At 72.7% G+C, this 23725-nt stretch carries 21 protein-coding genes; 4 read left to right on the forward strand and 17 right to left on the reverse strand.

Annotated elements, in window-relative coordinates; translation table 11 throughout:
- Positions 1–271 precede the first annotated feature (271 nt).
- Both tkt and tal read left to right on the forward strand, forming a co-directional pair.
- Positions 272–2401, forward strand: a complete 2130-nt coding sequence (gene tkt, locus AC24FB_RS00375; RefSeq protein WP_487560529.1) for a transketolase — start codon at positions 272–274, stop codon at positions 2399–2401.
- Between the two features lie 82 nt (positions 2402–2483).
- Positions 2484–3602, forward strand: coding sequence for a transaldolase (gene tal, locus AC24FB_RS00380; RefSeq protein ID WP_425714160.1), 1119 nt, complete (start codon positions 2484–2486; stop codon positions 3600–3602).
- A 190-nt stretch (positions 3603–3792) separates the two neighbouring features.
- Here the strand turns inward: tal and AC24FB_RS00385 are convergent, their stop codons facing one another.
- From AC24FB_RS00385 to AC24FB_RS00430, 10 genes are all read right to left on the reverse strand, one after another.
- The gene (locus AC24FB_RS00385) at positions 3793–4143 is read right to left on the reverse strand and encodes an RNA polymerase-binding protein RbpA (protein ID WP_425714161.1); all 351 of its coding nucleotides are present in this window, start codon (positions 4141–4143) and stop codon (positions 3793–3795) included.
- 1 nt (position 4144) lies between these two features.
- Entirely contained in the window at positions 4145–4390 is a 246-nt protein-coding gene (gene secG, locus AC24FB_RS00390) for a preprotein translocase subunit SecG (protein WP_425714162.1), read from the reverse strand.
- A 266-nt stretch (positions 4391–4656) separates the two neighbouring features.
- Positions 4657–5448: a triose-phosphate isomerase gene (tpiA, locus tag AC24FB_RS00395; RefSeq protein WP_425714163.1), complete on the reverse strand. Its 792-nt coding sequence runs from the start codon at positions 5446–5448 to the stop codon at positions 4657–4659.
- Positions 5445–6641: a phosphoglycerate kinase gene (locus tag AC24FB_RS00400; protein ID WP_425714164.1), complete on the reverse strand. Its 1197-nt coding sequence runs from the start codon at positions 6639–6641 to the stop codon at positions 5445–5447. The genes tpiA and AC24FB_RS00400 overlap by 4 nt, the downstream gene beginning before the upstream one ends.
- 114 nt (positions 6642–6755) lie before the next feature.
- Positions 6756–7763 carry a type I glyceraldehyde-3-phosphate dehydrogenase gene (gene gap, locus AC24FB_RS00405; protein ID WP_425714165.1) on the reverse strand — a complete coding sequence of 336 codons (1008 nt, stop codon included), beginning with the start codon at positions 7761–7763 and terminating at the stop codon, positions 6756–6758.
- A 288-nt stretch (positions 7764–8051) separates the two neighbouring features.
- Positions 8052–9032, reverse strand: a complete 981-nt coding sequence (gene whiA / locus AC24FB_RS00410) for a DNA-binding protein WhiA (protein ID WP_425714166.1) — start codon at positions 9030–9032, stop codon at positions 8052–8054.
- Between the two features lie 11 nt (positions 9033–9043).
- On the reverse strand, positions 9044–10087 hold the full coding sequence (locus tag AC24FB_RS00415) for a gluconeogenesis factor YvcK family protein (RefSeq protein ID WP_425714167.1): 1044 nt from the start codon (positions 10085–10087) through the stop codon (positions 9044–9046).
- Positions 10087–11028 (reverse strand): RNase adapter RapZ, encoded by a 942-nt coding sequence (gene rapZ / locus AC24FB_RS00420; protein ID WP_425714168.1) that lies wholly within the window; start codon positions 11026–11028, stop codon positions 10087–10089. Before rapZ ends, AC24FB_RS00415 begins: the two co-directional genes overlap by 1 nt.
- A gap of 19 nt (positions 11029–11047) precedes the next feature.
- On the reverse strand, positions 11048–13225 hold the full coding sequence (gene uvrC / locus AC24FB_RS00425) for an excinuclease ABC subunit UvrC (RefSeq protein ID WP_425714169.1): 2178 nt from the start codon (positions 13223–13225) through the stop codon (positions 11048–11050).
- Between the two features lie 51 nt (positions 13226–13276).
- Positions 13277–13762, reverse strand: a complete 486-nt coding sequence (locus tag AC24FB_RS00430; RefSeq protein ID WP_425714170.1) for an OsmC family protein — start codon at positions 13760–13762, stop codon at positions 13277–13279.
- A 126-nt stretch (positions 13763–13888) separates the two neighbouring features.
- Here AC24FB_RS00430 and AC24FB_RS00435 point away from each other — a divergent pair, with 126 nt between their 5' ends.
- Complete coding sequence (locus tag AC24FB_RS00435; RefSeq protein WP_425714171.1) at positions 13889–14446, forward strand: T6SS immunity protein Tdi1 domain-containing protein; 558 nt, start codon at positions 13889–13891, stop codon at positions 14444–14446.
- Between the two features lie 9 nt (positions 14447–14455).
- On the opposite strand, the gene AC24FB_RS00440 is transcribed toward AC24FB_RS00435, so the two are convergent.
- From AC24FB_RS00440 to AC24FB_RS00450, 3 genes are read right to left on the reverse strand one after another with little or no spacing between them, the layout of a single operon-like run.
- Positions 14456–14989, reverse strand: coding sequence for a hypothetical protein (locus AC24FB_RS00440; RefSeq protein WP_425714172.1), 534 nt, complete (start codon positions 14987–14989; stop codon positions 14456–14458).
- Positions 14990–15047: 58 nt separating this feature from the next.
- On the reverse strand, positions 15048–15425 hold the full coding sequence (locus tag AC24FB_RS00445; protein WP_425714173.1) for a hypothetical protein: 378 nt from the start codon (positions 15423–15425) through the stop codon (positions 15048–15050).
- A 58-nt stretch (positions 15426–15483) separates the two neighbouring features.
- Entirely contained in the window at positions 15484–16488 is a 1005-nt protein-coding gene (locus AC24FB_RS00450; protein ID WP_425714174.1) for a polymorphic toxin type 15 domain-containing protein, read from the reverse strand.
- A gap of 334 nt (positions 16489–16822) precedes the next feature.
- Here AC24FB_RS00450 and AC24FB_RS00455 point away from each other — a divergent pair, with 334 nt between their 5' ends.
- Positions 16823–18487, forward strand: a complete 1665-nt coding sequence (locus tag AC24FB_RS00455; protein ID WP_425714175.1) for a hypothetical protein — start codon at positions 16823–16825, stop codon at positions 18485–18487.
- 393 nt (positions 18488–18880) lie between these two features.
- Here AC24FB_RS00455 and AC24FB_RS00460 read toward each other — a convergent pair whose 3' ends face one another.
- The 4 genes from AC24FB_RS00460 to uvrA form a co-directional block, all read right to left on the reverse strand.
- A complete protein-coding gene (locus AC24FB_RS00460; protein WP_425714176.1) occupies positions 18881–19204 on the reverse strand; it encodes a type VII secretion target in 324 nt (107 codons plus the stop codon).
- Positions 19201–19674, reverse strand: coding sequence for a hypothetical protein (locus tag AC24FB_RS00465; RefSeq protein ID WP_425714177.1), 474 nt, complete (start codon positions 19672–19674; stop codon positions 19201–19203). Before AC24FB_RS00465 ends, AC24FB_RS00460 begins: the two co-directional genes overlap by 4 nt.
- The gene (locus tag AC24FB_RS00470) at positions 19671–20627 is read right to left on the reverse strand and encodes an immunity protein Imm33 domain-containing protein (RefSeq protein ID WP_425714178.1); all 957 of its coding nucleotides are present in this window, start codon (positions 20625–20627) and stop codon (positions 19671–19673) included. Before AC24FB_RS00470 ends, AC24FB_RS00465 begins: the two co-directional genes overlap by 4 nt.
- Positions 20628–20825: 198 nt before the next feature.
- Positions 20826–23684, reverse strand: coding sequence for an excinuclease ABC subunit UvrA (uvrA, locus tag AC24FB_RS00475; RefSeq protein ID WP_425714179.1), 2859 nt, complete (start codon positions 23682–23684; stop codon positions 20826–20828).
- Positions 23685–23725 lie beyond the last annotated feature (41 nt).

The following is a 23725-nucleotide window of genomic DNA, read 5'->3' on the forward strand; positions in this document are numbered from 1 at the left end:
CGCGCGTCGTCGGGACGTGCGTCCGCTCCCTCGGGACGCTCGACCGCGCCGTCCGCCGCGGTCGCGGCCTCCGGGCTGCTCACCAGGTCGCGCTCGTGCACGCGCACCGCCTCTCTGCCTGTCCCGCTCCCCCCAGGAGCGCAGAGGATCGGCGCGTGGAGGACGGGTCCGGCCAGTCTACCGGTCGCACTCCCCCGGCCCCGGCGGCACCCGGGAGGCACGTGCCACTCCCCGGGCAGCGCACTAGGCTGGACGGAGATCCGCCGCGCCCATGTGCGCACCCCGACGAACTGGAGGACACGTGAACGACCACGCACCGGTGCTCGACGAGCTCGACCGCAAGGCGGTGGACACCGCCCGGCTGCTCGCCCTCGACGCCGTCCAGAAGACGGGCAACGGTCACCCCGGGACCGCGATGTCCCTCGCCCCGCTCGCCTACCTCCTCTACCAGAAGGTCATGCGGCACGACCCGAAGGACAGCCGCTGGATCGGCCGCGACCGGTTCGTGCTCTCCGCCGGTCACTCCTCGCTCACCCAGTACGTCCAGCTCTACCTCGGCGGGTGGGGCCTCGAGCTCGAGGACATCCAGTCGCTGCGCACGTGGGGCTCGAAGACCCCCGGGCACCCGGAGTACCACCACACCGACGGCGTCGAGGTGACCACGGGCCCGCTCGGTCAGGGCCTGGCGAACGCCGTGGGCATGGCGATGGCGAGCCGTCGTGAGCGCGGCCTGTTCGACCCGGACGCCGCCGCCGGCACCTCGCCGTTCGACCACCACGTCTACGTCATCGCCTCCGACGGCGACATGCAGGAGGGCGTGACCTCCGAGGCGAGCTCGCTCGCCGGCACGCAGAAGCTCGGCAACCTCGTCGTGTTCTGGGACGACAACGAGATCTCGATCGAGGACGACACGTCGATCGCGTTCTCCGAGGACACCGTCGCCCGCTACGAGGCCTACGGCTGGCACGTCCAGGTCGTCGACTTCACCAAGGGCGGCACGGGGTACGAGGAGGACGTCGACGCCCTGAACGCCGCGATCGAGGCGGCGAAGGCGGAGACCGAGCGCCCGTCGTTCATCGCGCTCAAGACCGTCATCGGCTGGCCGGCGCCGACCCTCCAGGGCACGGGCACCGCGCACGGCGCCGCGCTCGGCCAGGAGGAGGTCGCGGGCACCAAGAAGGTCCTCGGCTTCGACCCCGAGGAGCACTTCGCGGTGGCCGACGAGGTCATCGAGCGCACGCGCACGCAGGCCGCCGAGCGAGCGTCCGCGGCGCGCGCCACGTGGGAGAAGAGCTACGACGCGTGGCGGACCGCAGCCCCCGAGCGCGCCGCCCTGCTCGACCGCCTCGTGGCCAAGGAGCTCCCCGAGGGGTGGACCGACGCCCTGCCCGAGTTCGAGGCCGGCAAGGCCGTCTCGACCCGCAAGGCGTCGGGCCAGGTCCTCACCGCGCTCGCGCCCGTCCTGCCCGAGCTGTGGGGCGGCTCGGCCGACCTCGCGGGCTCGAACAACACGACGATGGAGGGCGAGCCGTCGTTCCTGCCCGCGGAGCGCGCGTCGAAGAAGTTCCCCGGCGACAAGTACGGCCGCACGCTGCACTTCGGCATCCGCGAGCACGCGATGGGGTCGATCCTCAACGGCATCTCCGCCTCGAGCGTCACCCGTCCCTACGGCGGCACGTTCCTCGTGTTCTCCGACTACATGCGTGCCGCGGTGCGCGTCGCCTCGATCATGGGCACGCCGTCGATCTACGTGTGGACGCACGACTCCGTCGGCGTCGGCGAGGACGGCCCGACCCACCAGCCGATCGAGCACCTGACGGCCCTGCGCGCGATCCCCGACCTGGACGTCGTCCGACCGGCCGACGCCGCCGAGACCGCCGCCGCGTGGCGGGGCATCCTCGAGCGGACCGACCGCCCGGTCGGCCTCGTCCTGTCCCGCCAGAACCTGCCCAACCCGGAGCGCGGCGGCGACACCGGCCTCACGTCCGCCGAGGGCGTGCTCCGCGGTGGCTACGTGCTCGCCGACAGCCCCACGGGCTCCGTCGACGTCCTGCTCGTCGCCACGGGCTCCGAGGTGCAGCTGGCCCTCGCCGCGCGCGAGACGCTGCAGGCCGAGGGCGTCGGGGCGCGCGTCGTGTCGATGCCGAGCGTCGAGTGGTTCGCCGACCAGGACGAGGCGTACCGCGAGGATGTGCTGCCCGCCGGCGTCCGCGCCCGCGTGAGCGTCGAGGCGGGCCTCGCCATGCCGTGGCGCGGCATCGTCGGCGACGCCGGCAGGTCCGTGTCGATCGAGGGCTACGGCGCCTCGGCGGCCGGCGACGTCGTCATGGAGAAGCTCGGTATAACGGCGGACGCCGTCGTGGCCGCCGCGAAGGAGTCGATCGAGGCCGCCTCGGCCTGACCACGCAGTGCACCCTGACGACGGGCCGTGGCCGGTACGCATCGGCCGCGGCCCGTCGTCGTCCCACCCACCGGAGGACGAGATGACCGACGCAACCACCCCCCTGGCCCAGCTCTCCGCCCACGGCGTGTCCGTGTGGCTCGACGACCTGTCCCGCGAGCGGCTGACGAACGGCTCGCTGGAGGCGCTCATCGACACCGACCACGTGGTCGGTGTGACGACGAACCCGACGATCTTCGCCGGTGCCCTGTCGAAGGGGTCCGCCTACGACGCCCAGGTGGCCGAGCTCGCCGCCGCGGACACCGACCTCGAGAAGGCCGTCACGACGATCACGACCGACGACGTGCGGGCCGCGTGCGACGTGATGGCCCCGGTGTTCGAGGCCTCCGCCGGCCAGGACGGTCGTGTGTCGATCGAGGTCGACCCGCGCCTGGCCCGCGACACCGCCGGCACGATCGCCCAGGCGCGCGAGCTGTGGCGGATCGTCGACCGCCCGAACGCCATGATCAAGATCCCCGCCACCGAGCAGGGTCTGCCGGCCATCGCCGACGCGATCGCCGACGGCATCAGCGTCAACGTCACGCTCATCTTCTCCCTCGACCGCTACCGCGCCGTCGCCGCCGCCTACCTCGACGGCCTCGAGTGCGCGCAGGAGAAGGGGATCGACCTGTCGACCATCCGCTCCGTCGCGTCGTTCTTCGTCTCGCGCGTGGACGGCGAGATCGACAAGCGGCTCGACGCCCTCGGCACCTCCGAGGCCACGGCGCTGCGGGGGCGCACCGCGATCGCCAACGCCCGGCTCGCCTACGCCGCGTTCGAGGAGATCTTCGACGCGCCCCGCTTCACGGAGCTCGCCGCCGCCGGGGCCCACCGTCAGCGTCCGCTGTGGGCCTCGACCGGCGTGAAGGACGAGGCGTACCGCGACACGATGTACGTCGAGGAGCTCGTCGCGGACGACACCGTCAACACGATGCCGGAGAAGACGCTCCGCGCGACAGCGGACCACGGGGAGGTCACCGGCGACACGGTCAGCGGCCGCGCCGAGGAGTCCCAGCGGGTCCTCGAGGAGCTCGCGGCGGTCGGGATCGACATCGACGAGGTCACCGACAAGCTCGAGCAGGAGGGCGTGCACAAGTTCGAGGTCTCCTGGGACGAGCTGCTGCAGACGGTGCGCTCGGCGCTGGACGCGGCGAAGGCGTGACCTCCACGGCGTGACCTCCACGGCGTGACGTCCGCGGGTGCGGGCCCGCTGGTCGGAGCGGCGCGCCCGTCCCGACGACGACGGCCCGGTGGCGGAGCTCAGGCTCCGGCCACCGGGCCGTCGTCGTTCGTCGTGCGGGAAGCTGTGGGAGGGCGGCGCGGGCGCAGCCGGCGACCGCCGGTCGGTCGGGTCAGGCCGTGCCGCGGCGGGCGCGCAGGGCGCTGAGCGCCTCGTCGAGGAGGGCCGCGCCGTCGTCGTCCGACCGGCGCTCCTTCACGTACGCGAGGTGGGTCTTGTAGGGCTCGTTGCGCGGGGCGTCCGGCGGGTTCTCCCGGTCCTGGCCGGCGGGCAGGCCGCAGCGGGGGCAGTCCCAGGTCTCGGGGGGCACGACCTCGGCGTCGACCGCGAAGCTCGGGCTCGCCTCGTGGCCCTGCGCGCACCAGTACGTGACCTTGACGCGGGGGGCGAGCTCGCCGCGCTCCATCTCCCCCATCGGGCCCGCTCCTACGCGCGAGCCCCGGATCGCGTTCCCCCCGGCCATGTCAGTCTCCGAACTTCATGATGAGGCCGAGCATGACCACGCACAGGCCCCACGCCACGGACACGCCCACGGTCAGCCGGTTGAGGTTGCGCTCGGCGACCCCGGAGGAGCCGACGGACGAGGTGAGCCCGCCGCCGAACATGTCCGACAGGCCGCCGCCGCGTCCCTTGTGCATGAGCACGAAGAGGACGAGCACGATGCTCAGCAGGACGAGCAGCACGCTCAGGACGACCTTGAGCCAGATCACGGACACAACTCCTCGGGAACGACGCGGGACGCCAGGAGGCGCCCCGACGATGATAAGCGATGCTGCGGGGGCCCGGACGCGGCCCGCGAGGCGGCGCGGCGCACGGGGCGTCCTCGCCCGGACGCTCCCGTCGGACCCCGGGCCCCGGACCCCGGAAGCCGGACGGCGGTCGGGCGAACGCCCGTACGTCCACGCACGACGACGGCGGGGGACGCGATCGATCCGACCGCCTCCCCCGCCGTGCGGGTCGTGCCTGGTGGCTCGGGTCAGCCGCCCACGTGCTGCTGGTAGCGCACGATCGCGGCGAACTCCTCGGCCTTGAGGCTGGCGCCCCCGACGAGCGCGCCGTCGACGTCCTCGCCCGCCATGATGGCGGCGATGTTCGCCGACTTCACCGAGCCGCCGTAGAGGACGCGGACCGAGTCCGCGAGCTCGGCGGTGTAGAGCTCGGCGAGGCGGGCGCGCACGGCGGCGCATACCTCCTGCGCGTCCTCGGGCGTGGCCACCTCGCCGGTGCCGATCGCCCAGACGGGCTCGTACGCCACGACGACCGTGGCGGCCTGGTCGGCGTCCAGCGCCTCGAACACGCCGGTGACCTGGGCGGTCACGTGCTCGACGTGCTGCCCGGCCTGGCGGACGTCGAGGCCCTCGCCGACGCAGATGATGGGAGTGATCCCCGCACCGAGCGCGGCGGCAGCCTTGCGGCCCACCAGCGCGTCGTCCTCGGCGTGGTACTCGCGACGCTCGGAGTGTCCGACGACGACGTGGGTGACGCCGAGCTTGGCGAGCATCGCCGCCGAGATCTCGCCGGTGTAGGCGCCCGAGGCGTGCTCGGAGACGTCCTGCGCGCCGTAGCGGATCTCCAGCTTGTCGCCGTCGACCAGGGTCTGCACGGACCGCAGGTCCGTGTACGGCGGGACGACGACGACCTCGACCTGCTCGTGGTCGTGCTTGGCGTCGGCCAGGGTCCACGCGAGCTTCTGCACGAGGTGCGTGGCCTCGTGGTGGTCGAGGTTCATCTTCCAGTTGCCCGCCATCAGCGGGGTGCGGGTGGTCACGCGTTGTCCTCCAGGACGCTGAGACCGGGGAGCACCTTGCCCTCGAGGAGCTCGAGGGAGGCACCGCCGCCGGTGGAGATGTGGGAGAAGGTCGACTCGTCGAAGCCGAGGAGCCGGACGGCGGCGGCGGAGTCGCCGCCGCCGACGATGGTGTAGCCGTCCGCGTCGGACAGCGCCTGGGCGACCGCCTTCGTGCCGGCGGCGAACGGGGCCATCTCGAAGACGCCCATGGGGCCGTTCCACACGACCGTGCGCGCGCCGGCGATCGCCTCCGCGTACGCCGCGGACGTCTCCGGGCCGATGTCGAGACCCATCTGGTCGGCGGGGATCGCATCGGCGGCGACCGTCGTGGCCGGTGCCTCGGCGTCGAACGCCGGCGCGACGACGACGTCGGAGGGCAGGAGGATCTGCACGCCGCGCTCGGCGGCCTGGTCGAGGTAGCCGCGGACCGTGTCGAGCTGGTCCTCCTCGAGGAGCGAGGTGCCGACCTCGTGGCCCTGGGCCCCCAGGAACGTGAACGCCATGCCGCCACCGACGAGCAGCGTGTCGGCCTTGCCGATGAGGTTGGCGATGACGCCGAGCTTGTCGGAGACCTTCGAGCCGCCGAGGGCCACCGCGTAGGGGCGCTCCGGGTCGGTGGTCGCGCGGGACAGCGCCTCGACCTCGGCGAGCACGAGCTCCCCGGCGGCCGCGGGCAGGACCTGGGCGATGTCGTAGACCGAGGCCTGCTTGCGGTGGACCACGCCGAAGCCGTCGGAGACGAACGCGTCGGCGAACCGCGCGAGGTCGGCGGCCATGGCCTGACGCTCGGCGTCGTCCTTCGAGCTCTCGCGCGGGTCGAAGCGGACGTTCTCGAGCAGGAGGACCTGGCCGTCGGCCAGGGCCTCGACGGCGGCGGCCGCGCCGTCGCCCACGACGTCGGGGGCGAGGGTGACCTCGCGCCCGAGCAGCTCACCGAGGCGGGCGGCGACCGGGGCCAGGCTGAACTCCGGCCGCACCTCACCCTTGGGGCGGCCGAGGTGCGCCATGACCACGACCTTCGCGCCGGCGTCGGCCAGACGCGTGAGGGTGGGCAGGGCGGCGCGGATGCGCCCGTCGTCGGTGATCGTGGTGCCGTCCAGCGGGACGTTGAAGTCCGAGCGGACGAGCACGCGGCGACCGGCGAGGTCACCGAGGGACTCGATGGTCTTCATGCGGTACTCCTTCTGCGTCGAGAGGGTCTCAGGGCCGGCCGGACAGGCCGCGACGCCCGCCCACGGCGCAGTGCGCTGTGTGCGGGCGTCGCGGTCGGCCGGTACGGGGCTGCGTCAGAGACGGTCGCCGATGTACTTCGCGAGGGTGACGAGCGAGGACGAGTAGCCGAACTCGTTGTCGTACCAGGAGACGACCTTGACCTGGTTGTCGATGACCTTGGTGAGGCCGGCGTCGAAGATCGACGTGTGGGAGTTGCCCACGATGTCCGAGGAGACGATCTCGTCCTCGGTGTACTGGAGGATGCCCTTGAGCTCCTCGCTCTCCGCGGCCTTCTTCATGGCGGCGTTGACGGACTCGACCGTGACGGGCTTGGTCGCCGTGAACGTGAGGTCCGTGGCGGAGCCGGTCGGGGTCGGCACGCGGAGCGCGTAGCCGTCGAGCTTGCCCTTGAGCTGCGGGAGCACGAGGGAGACGGCCTTCGCGGCACCGGTCGAGGTCGGGATGATCGACAGGGCGGCGGCGCGGGCGCGGCGCAGGTCCTTGTGCGGCCCGTCCTGGAGGTTCTGGTCCGCGGTGTACGCGTGGATGGTCGTCATGAGGCCGCGCTCGATGCCGAACTCGGCGTCGAGAACCTTGGCCATCGGCGCGAGGCAGTTCGTCGTGCACGAGGCGTTGGAGACGATGTGGTGGGCGGCCGGGTCGTAGTCGGTGTGGTTGACACCGACGACGAAGGTGGCGTCCTCGTTCTTGCCGGGCGCGGAGATGATGACCTTCTTGGCGCCGGCCTCGATGTGGGCCTTCGCCTTGGTCGCGTCGGTGAAGCGGCCGGTCGACTCGATGACGATGTCGGCGCCGAGCTCGCCCCAGGGGAGCTTGGTCGGGTCGGCCTCGGCGGAGGCGCGGAACGTCGTGTCGCCGACCGTGATCGAGTCGTCGTCGTAGGTGACCGTCTCGTCGAGGACGCCGAAGATCGAGTCGTACTTCAGCAGGTGGGCCAGGGTCTTGTTGTCGGTGAGGTCGTTGATGCCGACGATCTGGACGTCCGCGCCGGACCGCAGCAGGGCGCGCGTGAAGTTCCGTCCGATGCGGCCGAAGCCGTTGATGCCAACCTTGATGGTCACTGTGGTTCTCTCCTCCTCGGTGCACCGGTCCGGCGCACGCATGTCGGTCAGGCCGTCGGGAGGCGGGCACCTCGGCCCGTGGGCCGTCGCCGTCCTCCCTCACGAACGATCCTAGTGCGTCGCGGGGACCTGCACGGGGGACGATCGTCCGTCGTCCGCCGGCGGTGAACGTGCCTGCACGGATGGTCGCCGCCGGGCACCGGTGGTGGGAGGAGTGGCGGACGTCGACCACTCCCCCGACGGGGCCGGGCGGCGTCACCGGTGCGGTCGGGAGCGGGTGCGGACCGGTCAGTCGTCGTCGTCGTCGGGCGGGAGGACCGCCTGCGTGCTCGGCACGCCGAGCTCCTCCGCGCGGCGGTCGGCCATCGCGAGGAGGCGACGGATGCGGCCGGCCACGGCGTCCTTCGTCATCGGCGGGTCGGACATGGCGCCGAGCTCCTCGAGGGAGGCCTGCCGGTTCGCCATCCGCAGCCGGCCGGCCTCGAGGAGGTGGTCGGGCACGTCGTCCCCGAGGATCGCGAAGGCGCGCTCGACCCGGGCGCCGGCCGCGACCGCGGCACGGGCCGACCGGCGCAGGTTCGCGTCGTCGAAGTTCGCCAGGCGGTTCGCCGTGCCGCGCACCTCGCGCCGGGTGCGGCGCTCCTCCCACGTGAGGACGGCGTCGTGGGCACCCATGCGGGTGAGCAGCGCGGAGATGCCGTCGCCGTCACGGACGACGACCCGGTCGACGCCGCGGACCTCCCGGTTCTTCCCGGCCACGCCGAGCCTGCGGGCGCAACCCACGAGGGCGAGGGCGGCCTCGGGACCGGGGCAGGTGATCTCGAGCGACGAGGAGCGGCCCGGCTCCGTCAGCGAGCCGTGGACGAGGAACGCCCCGCGCCAGGCGGCGGTCGCCTCGGCGACGCCCGCGCCGACGACGGCGGTCGGCAGCCCGCGGACGGGCCGGCCGCGGTTGTCGAGGAGCCCGGTCTGGCGGGCGAGGGCCTCGCCGTCCTTGACGACCCGGACGATGTACCGGGTGGTGCGCCGCAGGCCGCCGGGTGAGACCACGAGGATGTCGCCGTGCAGGCCGAACAGCTCGTCGATCCCGGTGCGCAGGCGGCGGGCGACGATCGCGGTGTCGAGCTCGGCCTCGAGGACGATGCGTCCGCTGACGATGTGGAGCCCGCCGGCGAAGCGGAGGATCGTCGAGAGCTCGGCGCGCTTGGCCGAGGCCTTGGGGACGTCGACGCGGGCGAGCTCGTCCTTGACGGCCGCGGTGAGAGACATGACGCCCATCTTCACATCCCCGCCGCATCCGCGCGTCCGGTCGCGTCGACGTCTCCCTCGATGCGCTCCATCGCGTCGCGCAGGGCTGCGGCCAGCCGCAACGGGTCGTGGACGGCCACCTCGCCGGTCGCGCGCACCTGCCTGAGCAGCGTCCGCGCACCGATGGCGGCGGCGGCCCGCTCGAGCTCGTCGAGGTCGTCGACGGCGAGCGGGTCGGCGACGACGACGTCGAGCCGGAGGTCCGGTGCGTGGTCGTGGAGCGAGCGCAGGTGGTCGGAGACGGTCATGCCCTCGGACTCGGAGTCGTCGTTCGAGAGGTTGAGGATGAGCGCCCGGTGGGCGGTCGTCGTGCACAGGGCGTCGACGAGCTCGGGCACGAGCAGGTGGGGCACCACCGAGGTGTACCAGGACCCGGGACCGAGGATCACCCAGTCCGCCTCCCGCACCGCCGCGACGCCCTCCGGCCGAGCGGGCGGGTCGGCGGGCAGCAGCCGCACGGACCGCACCCGGCCGTCGACCTTGGCCACCCGGGACTGGCCGCGCACCACGCGCACCTCCCCCGTCCCCGGGACGACGACGTCGGCCTCGATGTCGAGCGGGACCGCGGACATGGGAACCACGCGGCCCCGCACGCCCAGCAGGCTCGCCACCCACTCGAGGCCCTGCACCTCGTCGCCGAGGATCCGCCACAGGGCGACGATGAGGATGTTGCCCACGCTGTGGTTGTCGAGCGGGCCCTCGGAGTGCAGGCGGTGCTGGAGGACGTCGCGCCAGGTCTGGCCCCACTCGCCGTCGTCGCACAGGGCCGAGAGCGCCATCCGCAGGTCGCCGGGGGGCAGCACGCCGAGCTCGCTCCGCAGGCGGCCCGAGGAGCCGCCGTCGTCGGCGACCGTGACGATCGCCGTGATCGCGGACGTGAGGTGCCGGACCGCGGACAGGGTGGCCGATAGCCCGTGACCGCCGCCGAGGGCGACGACCCTGGCCCCGCGGGCGCCGGTGCCGAGCGCGTCGGGCACGCCCGAGTAGCCGGGGTTGCCCGGCGACGGGACCGCCATCACTCGCGCCCCACGTCGCGGTGCAGGGTGCGGACGATCTGGCCGCGCTCGCGGAAGAGCTGCGCCATCCGCTCGGTGATGGCGACCGAGCGGTGCTTGCCGCCCGTGCAGCCGACGCCGATGGTGACGAACGGCTTGAGCTCGTCGAGGTACCGGTCGAGCACGGGCGCGATGGTGTCGACGTAGCTCTCGACGAACTGCCCGGCGTCGGGCTGCGAGAGGACGTACTCGGAGACCTTCTCGTCCTGGCCCGTGAGGTGGCGCAGCTCCGAGACCCAGTACGGGTTGGTGAGGAACCGGACGTCGACCACGTGGTCGGCGTCGAGGGGGAGCCCGTACTTGAACCCGAAGGACATGATCGACAGCCGCACCTGGCGGTCGACGCTCTGGCCCGCCTCCTCGCGCACCCGGCGCGCGAGGTCGTGCACGGACAGGTCCGTGGTCTCGATGATGACGTCGGCCCGGCTGCGCAGGTCCCGCAGCAGGGAGCGCTCCGCGGTGATCCCGTCGAGCAGCCGGCCGTCCCCCTGGAGCGGGTGCGGGCGCCGGACGGACTCGTACCGGCGCACGAGCTCGGCGTCGTCCGCGTCGAGGAACATGATCCGGTAGTCGGTGCCGCGCTCGCGCATCTCGGCGAGCACGGCGACGAGCTCGGAGAAGAACGCGCCCGAGCGCACGTCGACGACCGCGGCCAGCCGGCGCACCCCGGCGCCCGGCGTGAGCAGCCCGGCGAGCGCGCCGAGCAGCCGCGGCGGCAGGTTGTCGACGACGTACCACGACAGGTCCTCGAGGGCGGCCGCCGCGCGGGAGCGGCCGGCGCCCGACATGCCCGTGATGATGAGCAGCTCGGCGGGCTCCACCTCGGGGAGCTGCGAGGACTCGTCGAGCTCCGGGATGCCGTCGGGGACCGTCGGCGGGCGGGGGTCGGCACCGTCAGTCATGCGCACAGTGTGCCAGTGATCACGCACCGTCGGACCGCTCGCCCGTGCCTTCCGCGAGCTCCTCGGGCGGAACCGGCTCGTCCTTCGCGACCGGTGCGGTCGGTTCCGGGGCGAGGGCCTCGAGCACCGCCCGGGCGGTCGCCGGCCCGATCCCGCGGACCTCGGCGACCTCCTCGACTGTCGCCGCACGCAGGCGCTTGACCGAGCCGAACGCCTTGAGCAGCGCCTTCTGGCGGGTCGGGCCGAGCCCGGGGACGTCGTCGAGGACCGACCGGGTCTGCCGCTTCGACCGCCGGGATCGGTGGTGCGTGATGGCGAACCGGTGGGACTCGTCGCGCAGGTGCTGGAGCAGGTACAGGGCGGGCGAGGTCCGCGGCAGGATGACCGGGAATGGCTCGCCCGGCAGCCACACCTCCTCGAGGCGCTTTGCGAGCCCGACCACGGGGACGTCGTCGACGCCGAGATCGGTCATCGCCCGGTGCGCGGCGTTGACCTGGGGCTCGCCCCCGTCGACGACGACGAGCTGAGGCGGGTAGGCGAAGCGGCGCGCACGGCCGGTGGTGGGATCGACCGGACCGACGTCGAGAGGGATGCCGTCGTCGTCGAGCTCGACCGGGCCCGAGCCGCCGGCGGCCGCCTGCGCGACGGCGTCCACGGCGGTGCTCGCCGCCTCCCGCTGCTCCCGCTCGGCGAGGTAGCGGGCGAACCGGCGGCGCAGGACCTCGTCCATCGCGGCGGTGTCGTCCCGCGCGCCGCTGCCGTCCTCGCCGCGGACGACGAAGTGGCGGTAGTCGGCCTTCTTCGGCATCCCGTCCTCGAAGACGACCATCGAGCCGACCTGCTCGGTGCCCTGGGTGTGGGAGATGTCGTAGCACTCGATGCGCAGCGGGGTGGACCCGAGGTCGAGCGCCTCGGTCAGCTCGGCGAGCGCGAGAGAGCGGGTGGTGAGGTCGCCGGCCCGGCGGCTCTTGTGCAGCGTGAGCGCCTGCTCGGCGTTGGTCGTCACCGTGGCGAGCAGGGTGGCCTTGTCACCGCGCTGCGGGACCCGGACGCGCACGCGGGCGCCGCGCCGCTCGGCCAGCCAGTCGGAGATCTGGTCCGCGTCCGCCGGTTCGACCGGGACGAGCACCTCGGTGGGGACGGCGGTGGTGGGTGTGTGCTCGACGTCGTCGGGGCTCGTGGCTCCCCCGTCCGCGGGGCGCCGCCGCGCGGTGCCGACCGATGCCGGGTCGTGCGGTGCCCGCCCGCCCGGCGCGGCGGGCCCGTCCCCGTACACCTGACCGAGCAGCTGGGTGAGCAGCCCGGCGTCGTCGATGTCCTCGACCCGGTCGACGACCCAGCCGCGCTGGCCGCGGATGCGTCCGCCGCGCACGTGGAAGACCTGGACGGCGGCCTGCAGCTCGTCGCTCGCCAGGCCGAAGACGTCGGCGTCGGTCCCGTCCGGCAGCACCACCGCGTTCTGCTCGACCACCCGGCGCAGCGCGGCGACGTCGTCCCGCAGGCGGGCGGCGCGCTCGAAGTCGTGCTCGGCGGCGGCGTCCTTCATGTCCCGCTCGAGCTGGCGCAGGTAGGGGCCCGTGCGCCCGGCGAGGAACTCGCACATCTCCTCGGCGATCTCGCGGTGCTCGTCGGGGGTGACGCGGCCGACGCACGGGGCGGAGCACTTGTCGATGTAGCCGAGGAGGCACGGGCGGCCCGAGGACGCGGCCTGCCGGTAGACGCCCGGCGAGCACGTGCGCACGGGGAAGACGCGGAGCAGCTGGTCGAGGGTGTCCCGGATCGCCCAGGCGTGCGTGTAGGGACCGAAGTAGCGGGTGCCCTTCCGCTTCGTCCCGCGCAGCACCTGCGCCCGGGGGACCTCCTCCCCCATCGTCACCGCGAGGTAGGGGTAGGACTTGTCGTCGCGGTACTTGACGTTGAACCGCGGGTCGAACTCCTTGATCCACGCGTACTCGAGCGTGAGGGCCTCGACCTCGGTGCCCACCACCGTCCACTCGACCCGGGACGCCGTCGTCACCATCTGGCGGGTGCGCGGGTGGAGGACGGCGAGGTCCTGGAAGTAGTTCGTCAGGCGCTGACGGAGCGACTTCGCCTTGCCGACGTAGATGACGCGGTGGTCGTCGTCGAGGAAGCGGTAGACGCCCGGGTCGGTGGGGATGTCCCGCGTGGCCGGGCGGTAGACGGACGGGTCGGCCATGGGCCGAGCCTACGTCCGGCCGCCGACGTCCTCGGTCCGTGGTCGGCGTCCTCAGGCGCTGGGCGGTGTCGCCCGCACCTCGACCGGCTCGACCCGGACCGGGACGCCGAGCGAGCGCGCGAGGTGGTTGTGGTCCCGGGCGGCGGCGTGCAGGCGCGCGGCGGTCTCCTCGCCGACGTGCCCCGCGTAGGTGACCTTCGGCCGCAGGACGATCTCGGTGAACGGGCCGGAGCCGCCGCCCTCGATCCGCTGGGTCGCCGTGGCCTGGTCGACGTACCCGGTGACGACCACCCCGTCCTTGGCCGCCGTGCGCAGGAACCACAGCATCTGGGCCTGCGAGACGGCGCCGACGAACAGCTCCTCGGCCTTGTAGCGCGAGACGTCGGAGCGGACGCGCAGGTCGGAGCTCGCCAGCAGTGTCGGCTTGCCGTCGACCCGCACCTCGTGGTCGCGCGAGTAGGAGGTGTACCCGGCGGTGCCGTTCTCGTCGGCACCCGTCCAGTCCACGGTGACGTCGAAGGTCTGCAGTGCTCCCATGCGGGGAGCCTAGTCGGACGTGGCGCCGGTCATGAGGAGGCCCGACCGGCGACCGCGCCGCAGCGCACGATGTGGAAGAGTTCTCGAGGGGCTCGCGGTGGGGCCGACGACGAGGGAGACCTGAGGATGACGACGTTCGAGCAGTTCGACGCCGCGGCGCCGATCGCGCCCGGGACCATCGACCGGTGGCGCGACCGGGCGCCGGCCGGACTCGTCGAGGTGTGGGAGCGGCAAGGCAGCGGGCTCGTCGGCGACGGGTACCTGCGCGTGATCGACCCCGACCGCGCGGCGCAGATGCTCGACGGCGTGCTCGGTATGCCGCCGGCCGCCGTGCCGGTCCTGACGACCGCCCTCGCCGACCTCGTCCTCTACATCGCGCCCGTCTTCCACGTCGCGCGCTTCCGACGCGGCACGATCGACCAGCTCGCGTTCGCGACCGACCAGTTCTACGCGGACCTGACGAACGAGGAGTTCCTCGACGGCGTGCTCGAGCGGCAGCCCTACCCGGCCGCGGCCGAGCGCCTGGGCGTCCCCGGCATCGACGAGTGCCTGTTCTACGCGCCGCTGCTGACGATCGGCGGCTCCGAGGTCGAGGGCAACCTCCACCGCGGCGGACTGTGGGAGAACCTCTCGCTCACCGTGCAGATGTCGGGCCTCCCGCAGCCGCGCAACGCGCGGAACTGACCACAGCCGTCACCGGGCCGCGGCGTACTCCTCGAGGCGGCGGGCGAACCCGGCCCGGTGCACCTTCGCTCGCGCGTAGTCCAGCAGCGTCTGGTCCGACGACGTGGCGGGTTCGTCGAGGACGAGTCCGTCGAGGGCCAGGACCGCGTCGAGCACCGGCTCGAGCTCGACGTCCGATGCACTGCTCCGCACCAGCCGAGCGACCGGACGCCAGCCCGAGGAGTCGCGCAGATTGATGTCGGCGCCGGCGGCGACAAGCCTCGGGACGAGTGCGGCCACGGGCGTTCCGTCCACCGGCGGCCGGTCGAACAGCGCGTGCAGGACGTTTCGTCCTTCCGGCACGGTCGTCGCCGACGCGTCCGCACCGGCGTCCAAGAGCGCCGAGATCATCGCGCGTCCGGCCGAGCTCTTCGAGCTACTTGCAGCCGCCACGATCGCGGGCAGACCGGTCGCCGAGACCGTGTCGACCGGCTCGACCTTCAGGCGCTCGTAGAACTCCTCGACCATCCCGTACTTGGCGGTCAGTGCCAGATCTCGAACCACGTCCCCACCTCTCGACCGATCCGGCCGCTGACGGCCGGTTCCGGCGGTCAGCTCCGGTCTAACGACCAGTGACCGATGTGAACCCCGAGGTGACGAACGGCCGGAGGAGCACCTCGCGGTGCTCGGGGGCCAGGTCGTCACCACGGGCGATGGCGACCGCCGCGGTCTCGACACGGTCGTGCAGCTGGCGTCGCCGGCGCCCGGTGAGGTGCTCGTCCGTCAGCCCGACCTCGGAGATGGCGGCGAGGGCGGCGCTGCTCACAGCCCCACGAACAGCGGCGGGCAGGCCGCCGACGATCGCCTTGACCGCCGCGGGGCGCTCCTGGACGGTGGTGTCGCCGGCCATGAGCCCGACCCAGGTCTCGCTGGGCGTCGCCACGACCTCGTCGAGGAACGCCTGGACGTCGTCGTGGTGCTGTCCGTACTTCGGCGTCATGCCGCTCCTTCACCGTCGAGAGATTCACCGTGTGCGGCCGCCCGGCGGCAGACCGCGCTCACGGTACGTCGACCGTGTGGTTGACGGTGAAGTTCGGGTTGATGCGGACGTCGCCCAGCAGCTCGTCAGGGATCCCGCTCCGCTCGATGATGGCGTCCATCTGCGCACGAAGGTCGGACGCGAGGCCGTCCTGGCCGCCCCACTGGGAGCCGAACGAGGAGTTCACGCCCGCGTCGCCCATCCCGGTGAAGTTGTTCGGGTTGCCGCCGGCCACCTGGTCGGGTCCGTGGAGCACCGCCTGGTCGGACATCTCGTCCTCAGCCTGGGCGCGCGCCTGCTCGGGGCTCAGCCCCTGCTCCTCGAGTGCATCGGCACGCTGCTGAATCTGCTGGTCGCGGTACTGAGCCTGGTCGGCCTCTCCGGTCCGACCTCTCTCGCTGTACCCGGCCGTGTGCTCCTCCCAGTCGTTGGCGCTCTGCTGCGCGAGGCTCTGCTGCTGGAGCTCGGCCTGGCGATCGAACTCCGCGCCACTGTGGTCCGTGTTCGAGTGGGTGAACTCGATGTCGACCTGCTCGTTGAAGCGCAGCACGCCGTTGTCGTTGATGATCGATCCGTCGTCGATGAAAGGCTGCAGCTCGGGCGGCACGACATCGGGATCCTGCAGGCGGCCGCTGTCGGTCAGTCCGGACGGTGACTCGACATCCGGATCCACCGTCCCGACGTATCCGTCGTCGTTCGGCCTCGCGTCGTGGTGGGGGTGGCGCGGGTCCGCGGTGTCGTCGCCCCAGCGCTCGCTCGAGGGCGCGCGCGGTTCGTCGACGTCGGGTGCCGAACTGTCGGGAGTGTCCGGACGCGGCGCGCCGCCGGGGTTCTCGAGCACCCACGACTCGTTGTCCGGGTCCCACTTCATGTGGGTATTGCGTCGTCCGTCCGGACCGTCCGGCCGCAGCGGATCGCCGTTGCGGTGGTCGACCGGCTGTCCGTCCGAGTTGCGGGGCGCGTTGTCGAGCGCGTCCGCCACGTCCTGATCGGTGTAGCGACCGGGCGCCTCGCTCTGCGGCACGGTATTCCGCGGCGACGAGTCCGGGTCCCACTGGTTGTCCGGACCGTCCGTGTCGGTATCGGGACGACCGTTCGGGGTCTCGGCGTCGGGCGAGTCCGGGTCCGGGCTCGACCCGGGCGCGTCGGGGTCCGGGGCCTCGCTCTCCGGCCGCGGTGTCGGCGAGTCCCCCTCGGGGGAGTCGCCGTCCGGGCGCGGCGTCGGAGCGTCGGCATCCGGCGCCTCGGAATCGGGACGACCACCCGGGGTCTCGGGCGACTCCCCGTCCGGGCGCGGCGTCGGGGCATCGGCCGATGGCGTGTCCGGACGACCACCTGGAGTGTTGGACGAACCGGGAGTGTTCGAGGAACCCGGCGCGTTCGACGACGGCGAGCCCGGGGACGACGGAGCGTTGGGTGCCGCCGAGGCCGGCGGACGAGACGTACCGGGAGTGTTCGACGAGCTCGGGGTGTTCGACGAGCTCGGGGTGGTGGACGAACCGGGACTGCTGGGTGCTGCGGAGGAGCCCGGCGTCCCGGCACGGGGAGCCGCTGATCCACCGGAGCCGGAGCCAGATCCCGAGCTGCCCGACTGCCCGGAACCGCCGCCCGAGCTGCCAGAGGGGTTGTTGGAGACGACCGGCCCGTCCGCCTGCGGTGCCGGACGAGGCGTCGGGGCGGGCGCCGATGAGCCCGGTGCGTCCGGGGCCGCCGCTGTCGGGGTCGGTCGCGCGTCCGGCAGTGTCGGCGCGGTCGAGTCGACGCTGGGGGTGGCCGGCCTGGGCGGCGGAGTGCTCGAGCCCGTTCCGCCCGACGACGACGGAGCGGAGTCCGAGGATCCCGACGGCGCCTGGCTCGGGCCGGCTGTGTTCGCGGCGGGCGTGCTCTGGCCGGGTCCGTCGGCTCCAGGCGTGGCTGCCGCGGGCTCGGGCGACGTTCTCGGGGCCGGCTGGGACGGGGACGGCGAGCTGCTCGAGCCCGGTCCGTCCGCGTTCGATGCCGGGGCGTTCGGCGCGGCATCGGCGTCCGGCGCGCTGGTGGAGGGCGAGTTCGACCCCGGAGCGTTGGACCCGGGCGAGTTCGAGCCCGGCGAGTTCGCCCCCGGAGCGTTCGAGCCCGGAGCGTTGGACCCGGGCGAGTTCGAGCCCGGCGAGTTCGCCCCCGGAGCGTTCGAGCCCGGAGCGTTCGAGCCCGGGCTGTTCGGCCCCGGCGTGCTGTCCCCGGGCGAGTTCGACCCCGGCGAGTTCGAACCGGGCGTGTTCGAGCCCGGCGAGTTGGAGCCGGGGGCGTTCGAGCCCGGGCTGTTCGACCCCGGCGTGCTGTCCCCGGGCGAGTTCGACCCCGGCGAGTTCGAACCAGGGGTGTTCGAGCCGGGCGAGCTCGACCCCGGATTGTTCGACCCGGGCGAGTTGGAGCCAGGACCGTTCGACCCGGGCGAGCTGTCCCCGGGCGAGTTCGAGCCCGGGGTGTTCGACCCGGGCGAGCTGTCGCCGGGAGTGTTCGAGCCCGGCGTATTCGACCCCGGCGTATTCGACCCGGGCGAGTTCGACCCGGGCGAGTTCGCCCCCGGCATGTTGTTCGACGCCGGCACGGGGTCGGACGGCCCCCCGGGCGGACGCGGCATTCCCGGCGTCACCTCGGGCCAGCCGGGCCTGGCCGGGATGACCGCGCTCGGGTTGGTGAGGATGCGAGGAAGGCGGGCCATGATCTCGTCGAGCTTGTTGAGCAGGCCGCGCAGTGCGGTGACGGAGTCGATGACTCCGTCGATCTTGGCCGTCAGCCGCGCCGCGGCACTCGAGACCTTCGCGATGAGCCCCCGGATCGCCTCGGGGATGAGCGGCGGGACGAGTGCCTTGAGCCCCGCACTGACGATGGCGCCCACGATCTCGGCGATCGCGTCCCGCACGATGTCGTGCACGGCCTGGACGATCATCGCTGCGCCCTGGAGCGCCATCGCGGCGGAGCCCGCCCCCTCGGCGCACGAGCCGAGGGCGTCGATGTTGCGCTGCTGCACGCCCCGGTAGGTCGTGATGGCGCCCGCCGACATCCAGCCCATCTGGTTGTCGAGGTGCCCCTGGAGCGCGGTCTGCGACTCGGTGAGCTGGGTCTGGACGTTCGTCCAGGTGTTCGCGAACGCGGTCACCGCGTCGGCGTCGCCGGTGAGGTCGTCGAGCCAGCCCTTGAGAGGCTGGAAGTGCTCGAGCAACCAGCCGACACCCATCGAGATGATGGCGCCGAACGGGTCGACGAACGCGGTGAAGTCGAGGACGGCGGTGAGGCCGGAAACGGACGCGGCCACCCAGTCCTCGTTCTGCATGCCTGTGACCACGCCCTCGAGGCCCTCGAGCATGAAGGTGCCCTGGAGCGCGGTGGACGAGTCCTCGACGGGTGCGACGAGTGGGTTGGGTGCAGACACGTCAGACCTCCACGGTGGTGTCGACGCCCTCGAACTCGACCGACGCGTCGTCGTCCGTGGTGTCGAACGCGGTGGCCATGTCCCGCAGCGGGATCACGGTGCCGTCGATCTCGTCGGCGACCGACTGGATGGCCTGGGAGACCGACGTGGTCAGCGGGCTGATGATCGGCGGCAGGAACGGGGTGCACATGAGCCCGAAGGCGCCGTCGAAGAGGTTGACGCTCCCGGCCGCGTCGGCCGCCATCTGCACGCCCGAGTGGTCGGCGTCCACGCTCGAGGCGTGGCTCCGGATGTCGTCGCTGTTGATGTCGATGGTGTCGTTCATCGCAGCACTCCCCCGTCCCGGCGGCGGTTCGTGCCGTCGCCGTCGTCGCTGTCGTCGTCGTCGTCCTCGTCGAGCCGCGGGCGGTAGAGGGCGTCGAGCGACGCCGATGTCTCCGAGTCCACGCCGCCGACGTCCTCGGCCAGCTCGCGCACGAGCCGGGCGAGCTCGACCCGAGCCGCGTCGTTCGCCTCGAGGACGTCCTGCCGGATCTGCACGAGGGTCGCGTCGCTCACCTTGTCCGTCAGCGCGAGGTCCACCATCGCGCCGTGCACGTCGAGCGTGACCTCGGCACCGCCGTCCTTGCTCACGCCGACGGCCCGCAGGTCCTCGACCCGGCGGCCGAACTCCTCGTACGCCTCGGACTTCGCCTGGACCTGGCGGACCTGGTCCTCGATCCGCTGCTTCTGCTCGTCCCGCTGCCGGGCGACGTCGGGCGAGACGAAGGCGGATCCGTAGGGCAGCTGGCTCATCGGGTCTCCTCGGGCTGGAACGGGTAGGCGGGCGTCGGGCGCTGTGTCTCGGGGTCGAGGACCTGTCGGCCGTCCGGGCCGCGGCGGACGAGCAGCCGGGTGCCCACGGGCATCCCCCAGGCTCCCAGCACGTAGGGGTCGACCCCGGCGACCTCGTCGACCGGGACGGCGACGACGTGGCCGGTGTCCTCGCGGTAGCGGGGCACGTCCTCCTCGGACCAGAACCGCCAGCCGGAGTCGCCGTCCCACGCCGGCTCCTCGCGGATCATCCACTCGATCGGCGCCGCGCCCTCGACCACGTGGTGGGTGGCGAGGCAGGACTGGGTGATGCCGGAATCCACCGGAGGGCCGGCGACCTCTCCCGCCTCGGCCCGCAGCTCGTCCTGGCGCTCGGCGTGCGCCGCGCGGTACTCCTGCATGCGGCGCAGGAGGACCGGACGGGTGCCGAGGCGCCGCACGAGCTGGACCGGGTCGACACCGAAGGCGTTCGGCGTGGTGAGGTCGACCGAGTCACCGGCGAACCACAGGTCGTACAGGCCGCCGAGGCCGTCCTCGGGAAGGCGCAGGAGAGCGAGCAGGTGCGAGGGAGTCCGGCCGTCGTAGGTCCGCGCGTTCGGGTCGGCACCGGCCTCGAGGAGCCGACGCACCATGGCCGTGAGCGTCGCTGGGTCGGCCCAGAGGCGGGAGAGAGCAAGGTGCAGGGGGCCGAAGCCCTTGCCGTTCGACACCGGGCGGGCGCCCTGGTCCAGCAGGAAGCCCGCGATCCGGACGCGCGCGCCCTCGTCGGTGTGGCCGAGCGCCGCGAGCAGGAGCGGCTGCCCGAGGCGGGTGACGTCCTGCTCGCCGTCGTCGTAGTGCTCGAGGAGCTCGTCGATGGTGCCGCACTCGGCCGCCTCGAACAGCGCGAGGCGCCGCTCCGTCCGGGCGCGTGCCGTCGAGGCGTCCTCGCTCATGCTGTCCACCATCTCCTCGCTCGGCGTGCCCGGGTCCGCGACGACGGTAACGATCCGGTCACTGCGTCCCTCGACGGCGGGGTGGGGAGCACTCCCCACCCGGGTCGGTGGCACGTCGCTCTGCGCCCCTCGGTCCCGCATCCGGGTCGGCCGCCGGGGCCGGAGCTCGCCCGCCCGGTCAGGCCCGGGCGCGCTCCGTCAGGCCGGCACGCGGTCCGCGGCGCCGTCGAGCACCTCGGCGAGGAACTCTCCCGTGTACGAGCCGTCGACGCGGGCGACCTCCTCGGGGGTGCCCTCGGCGATGACGAGCCCGCCGCCCGAACCGCCCTCGGGGCCAAGGTCGATGATCCAGTCCGAGGACTTGATGACGTCGAGGTTGTGCTCGATGACGACGACGGAGTTGCCCTTGTCGACAAGGCCCTGCAGCACGAGCATGAGGCGTCGGATGTCCTCGAAGTGGAGTCCGGTGGTCGGCTCGTCGAGGACGTAGATCGTGCGACCGGTCGAGCGGCGCTGGAGCTCGGCGGCGAGCTTGACGCGCTGCGCCTCGCCGCCCGAGAGGGTGGTCGCCGACTGCCCGAGCCGGACGTACCCGAGCCCGACGTCGACGAGCGTCTGGAGGTACCGCGTGATGCGGGTGGACGCCGAGAAGAACTCGACCGCCTCCGCGATCGGCATGTCGAGGACCTCGGCGACGTTCTTGCCCTTGAACCGCACCTCGAGCGTCTCGCGGTTGTACCGCGCTCCCCCGCACGTCTCGCAGGGCACGTACACGTCGGGCAGGAAGTTCATCTCGATCCGGAGCGTGCCGTCGCCCTTGCAGTCCTCGCAGCGCCCGCCCTTGACGTTGAACGAGAACCTGCCCGGGCCGTAGCCGCGGACCTTCGACTCCGTGGTCTCCGCGAACAGCTTGCGGATGATGTCCCACAGGCCCGTGTACGTGGCGGGGTTCGACCGCGGCGTCCGCCCGATCGGCGACTGGTCGACGTGCACGACCTTGTCGAGGTGCTCGGTGCCGGTCACCCGCCGGTGCCGGCCGGGGATCTGCTTGGACCGGTTGAGGGCACGGGCGAGCGCGGTGTACAGGACCGAGTTGACGAGCGAGGACTTGCCCGAGCCGGACACTCCCGTGACGGAGACGAGGATGCCGAGCGGGACGGAGACCGTGACGTCGCGCAGGTTGTTCTCCGTCGCGCCGTGCACGGTGAGCATCCGCCCCTTGTCCACCGGTCGCCGTTCGGCGGGCACGAGGATCTCGCGGCGGCCGGCGATGTAGTCGCCCGTGATCGAGCGCTCGACGTCCGCGAGCCCGGCGTACGGCCCGGAGTAGACGACCTCGCCGCCCGTCTCACCCGCTCCCGGGCCGATGTCGACGACCCAGTCCGCGGTGCGCATCGTGTCCTCGTCGTGCTCGACGACGATGAGCGTGTTGCCGAGGTCCCGCAGCCGGGTCAGCGTGCCGATGAGCTTGCGGTTGTCCCTCTGGTGCAGGCCGATGCTCGGCTCGTCGAGCACGTAGAGCACCCCGACGAGGCCGGAGCCGATCTGGGTCGCGAGGCGGATGCGCTGGGCCTCGCCGCCGGACAGCGTGCCGGCGGGGCGCGAGAGCGTGAGGTACGTGAGCCCGACGTCGACGAGGAAGCCGAGCCGCGCGTGGATCTCCTTGAGGACCTGGGCCGCGATGGTCGCCTCCCGCCGGTCGAGCGGGAGGTCCGTGAGGAACTCCTTGGCGTCCGCGATCGACAGGTCGCACAGCTCGGCGATCGACTTCCCGCCGACGGTGACGGCGAGGACCTCGGGCCGCAGCCGCGCCCCGTCGCACGTGGGACACGGCACCTGCCGCATGTATCCCTCGTACTTCTCCTTCGACCACTCGGACTCGGTCTCCTCGTGGCGGCGCTTGACCTGGGCGAGCGCACCCTCGAACCCGGAGGTGTAGGTGCGCATGCGGCCGAAGCGGTTGCGGAACCGGACCGTCACCTCGTGGTCGTGACCGTGCAGGAGCGCGTCCCGCGCGTGCTCCGGCAGCGCGCGCCACGGCACGTCGAGGGAGAACGCGAGCTCCTCGGCGAGGGCCGCGATCTGGCGCGTGTAGTAGTCCCCCTGGCCCGACCAGGGCAGGATCGCGCCCTCGTTGAGGGACAGCTCGGGGTCCGGGACGATGAGCTCGGGGTCGACCTCGAGCCGCGTGCCGATGCCCGTGCAGTCGGGGCACGCGCCGTAGGGGGCGTTGAACGAGAAGGTGCGCGGCTCGACCTCCTCGAGCGTGAGCGGGTGGTCGTTCGGGCAGGAGCGCTTCTCCGAGAACCGCCGCTCGCGCTCGGGGTCCTTCGCGTCGAGGTCGACCATGTCGACGACGAGGAGGCCGTCCGCCAGCCGGAGGGCCGTCTCGACCGAGTCGGTCACCCGCTGCTGGACGCCGTCCCGCACGACGAGGCGGTCGACGACGACGTCGACGTCGTGCTTGCGACGCTTGTCCAGCGCGGGCACGTCGGTGAGCGCGACCACCTCCCCGTCCACGCGCACGCGGGCGTACCCCTGGGCCGTCAGCTCGCGGAACAGCTCGAGGTGCTCGCCCTTGCGGCCGCGCACCACCGGGGCGAGGACCTGGAAGCGCGACCCCTCGGGCATCGCCATCAGCTGGTCGACGATGTTCTGCGGGGTCTGCGAGCGGATGACCTCGCGACACACGGGGCAGTGCTGGGTGCCGGCGCGGGCGAACAGGAGCCGGAGGTAGTCGTACACCTCCGTGATCGTGCCGACCGTCGAGCGCGGGTTCCGGCTCGTCGACTTCTGGTCGATGGCGACCGCCGGGGACAGGCCCTCGATGAAGTCGACGTCCGGCTTGTCCATCTGCCCGAGGAAGAGCCGCGCGTACGACGAGAGCGACTCGACGTACCGCCGCTGCCCCTCGGCGAAGATCGTGTCGAACGCCAGGGAGGACTTGCCGGAGCCCGACATCCCGGTGAAGACGATAAGGGAGTCGCGCGGAAGATCGAGGTCGACGTTGCGCAGGTTGTGCTCGCGCGCGCCCTGGACGATGAGGCGATCAGTCACTCGGGCAACGATAGGTCACCCCACCGACATTCGCACAGCTG

This window comes from Georgenia sp. Z1344 (assembly GCF_057652375.1).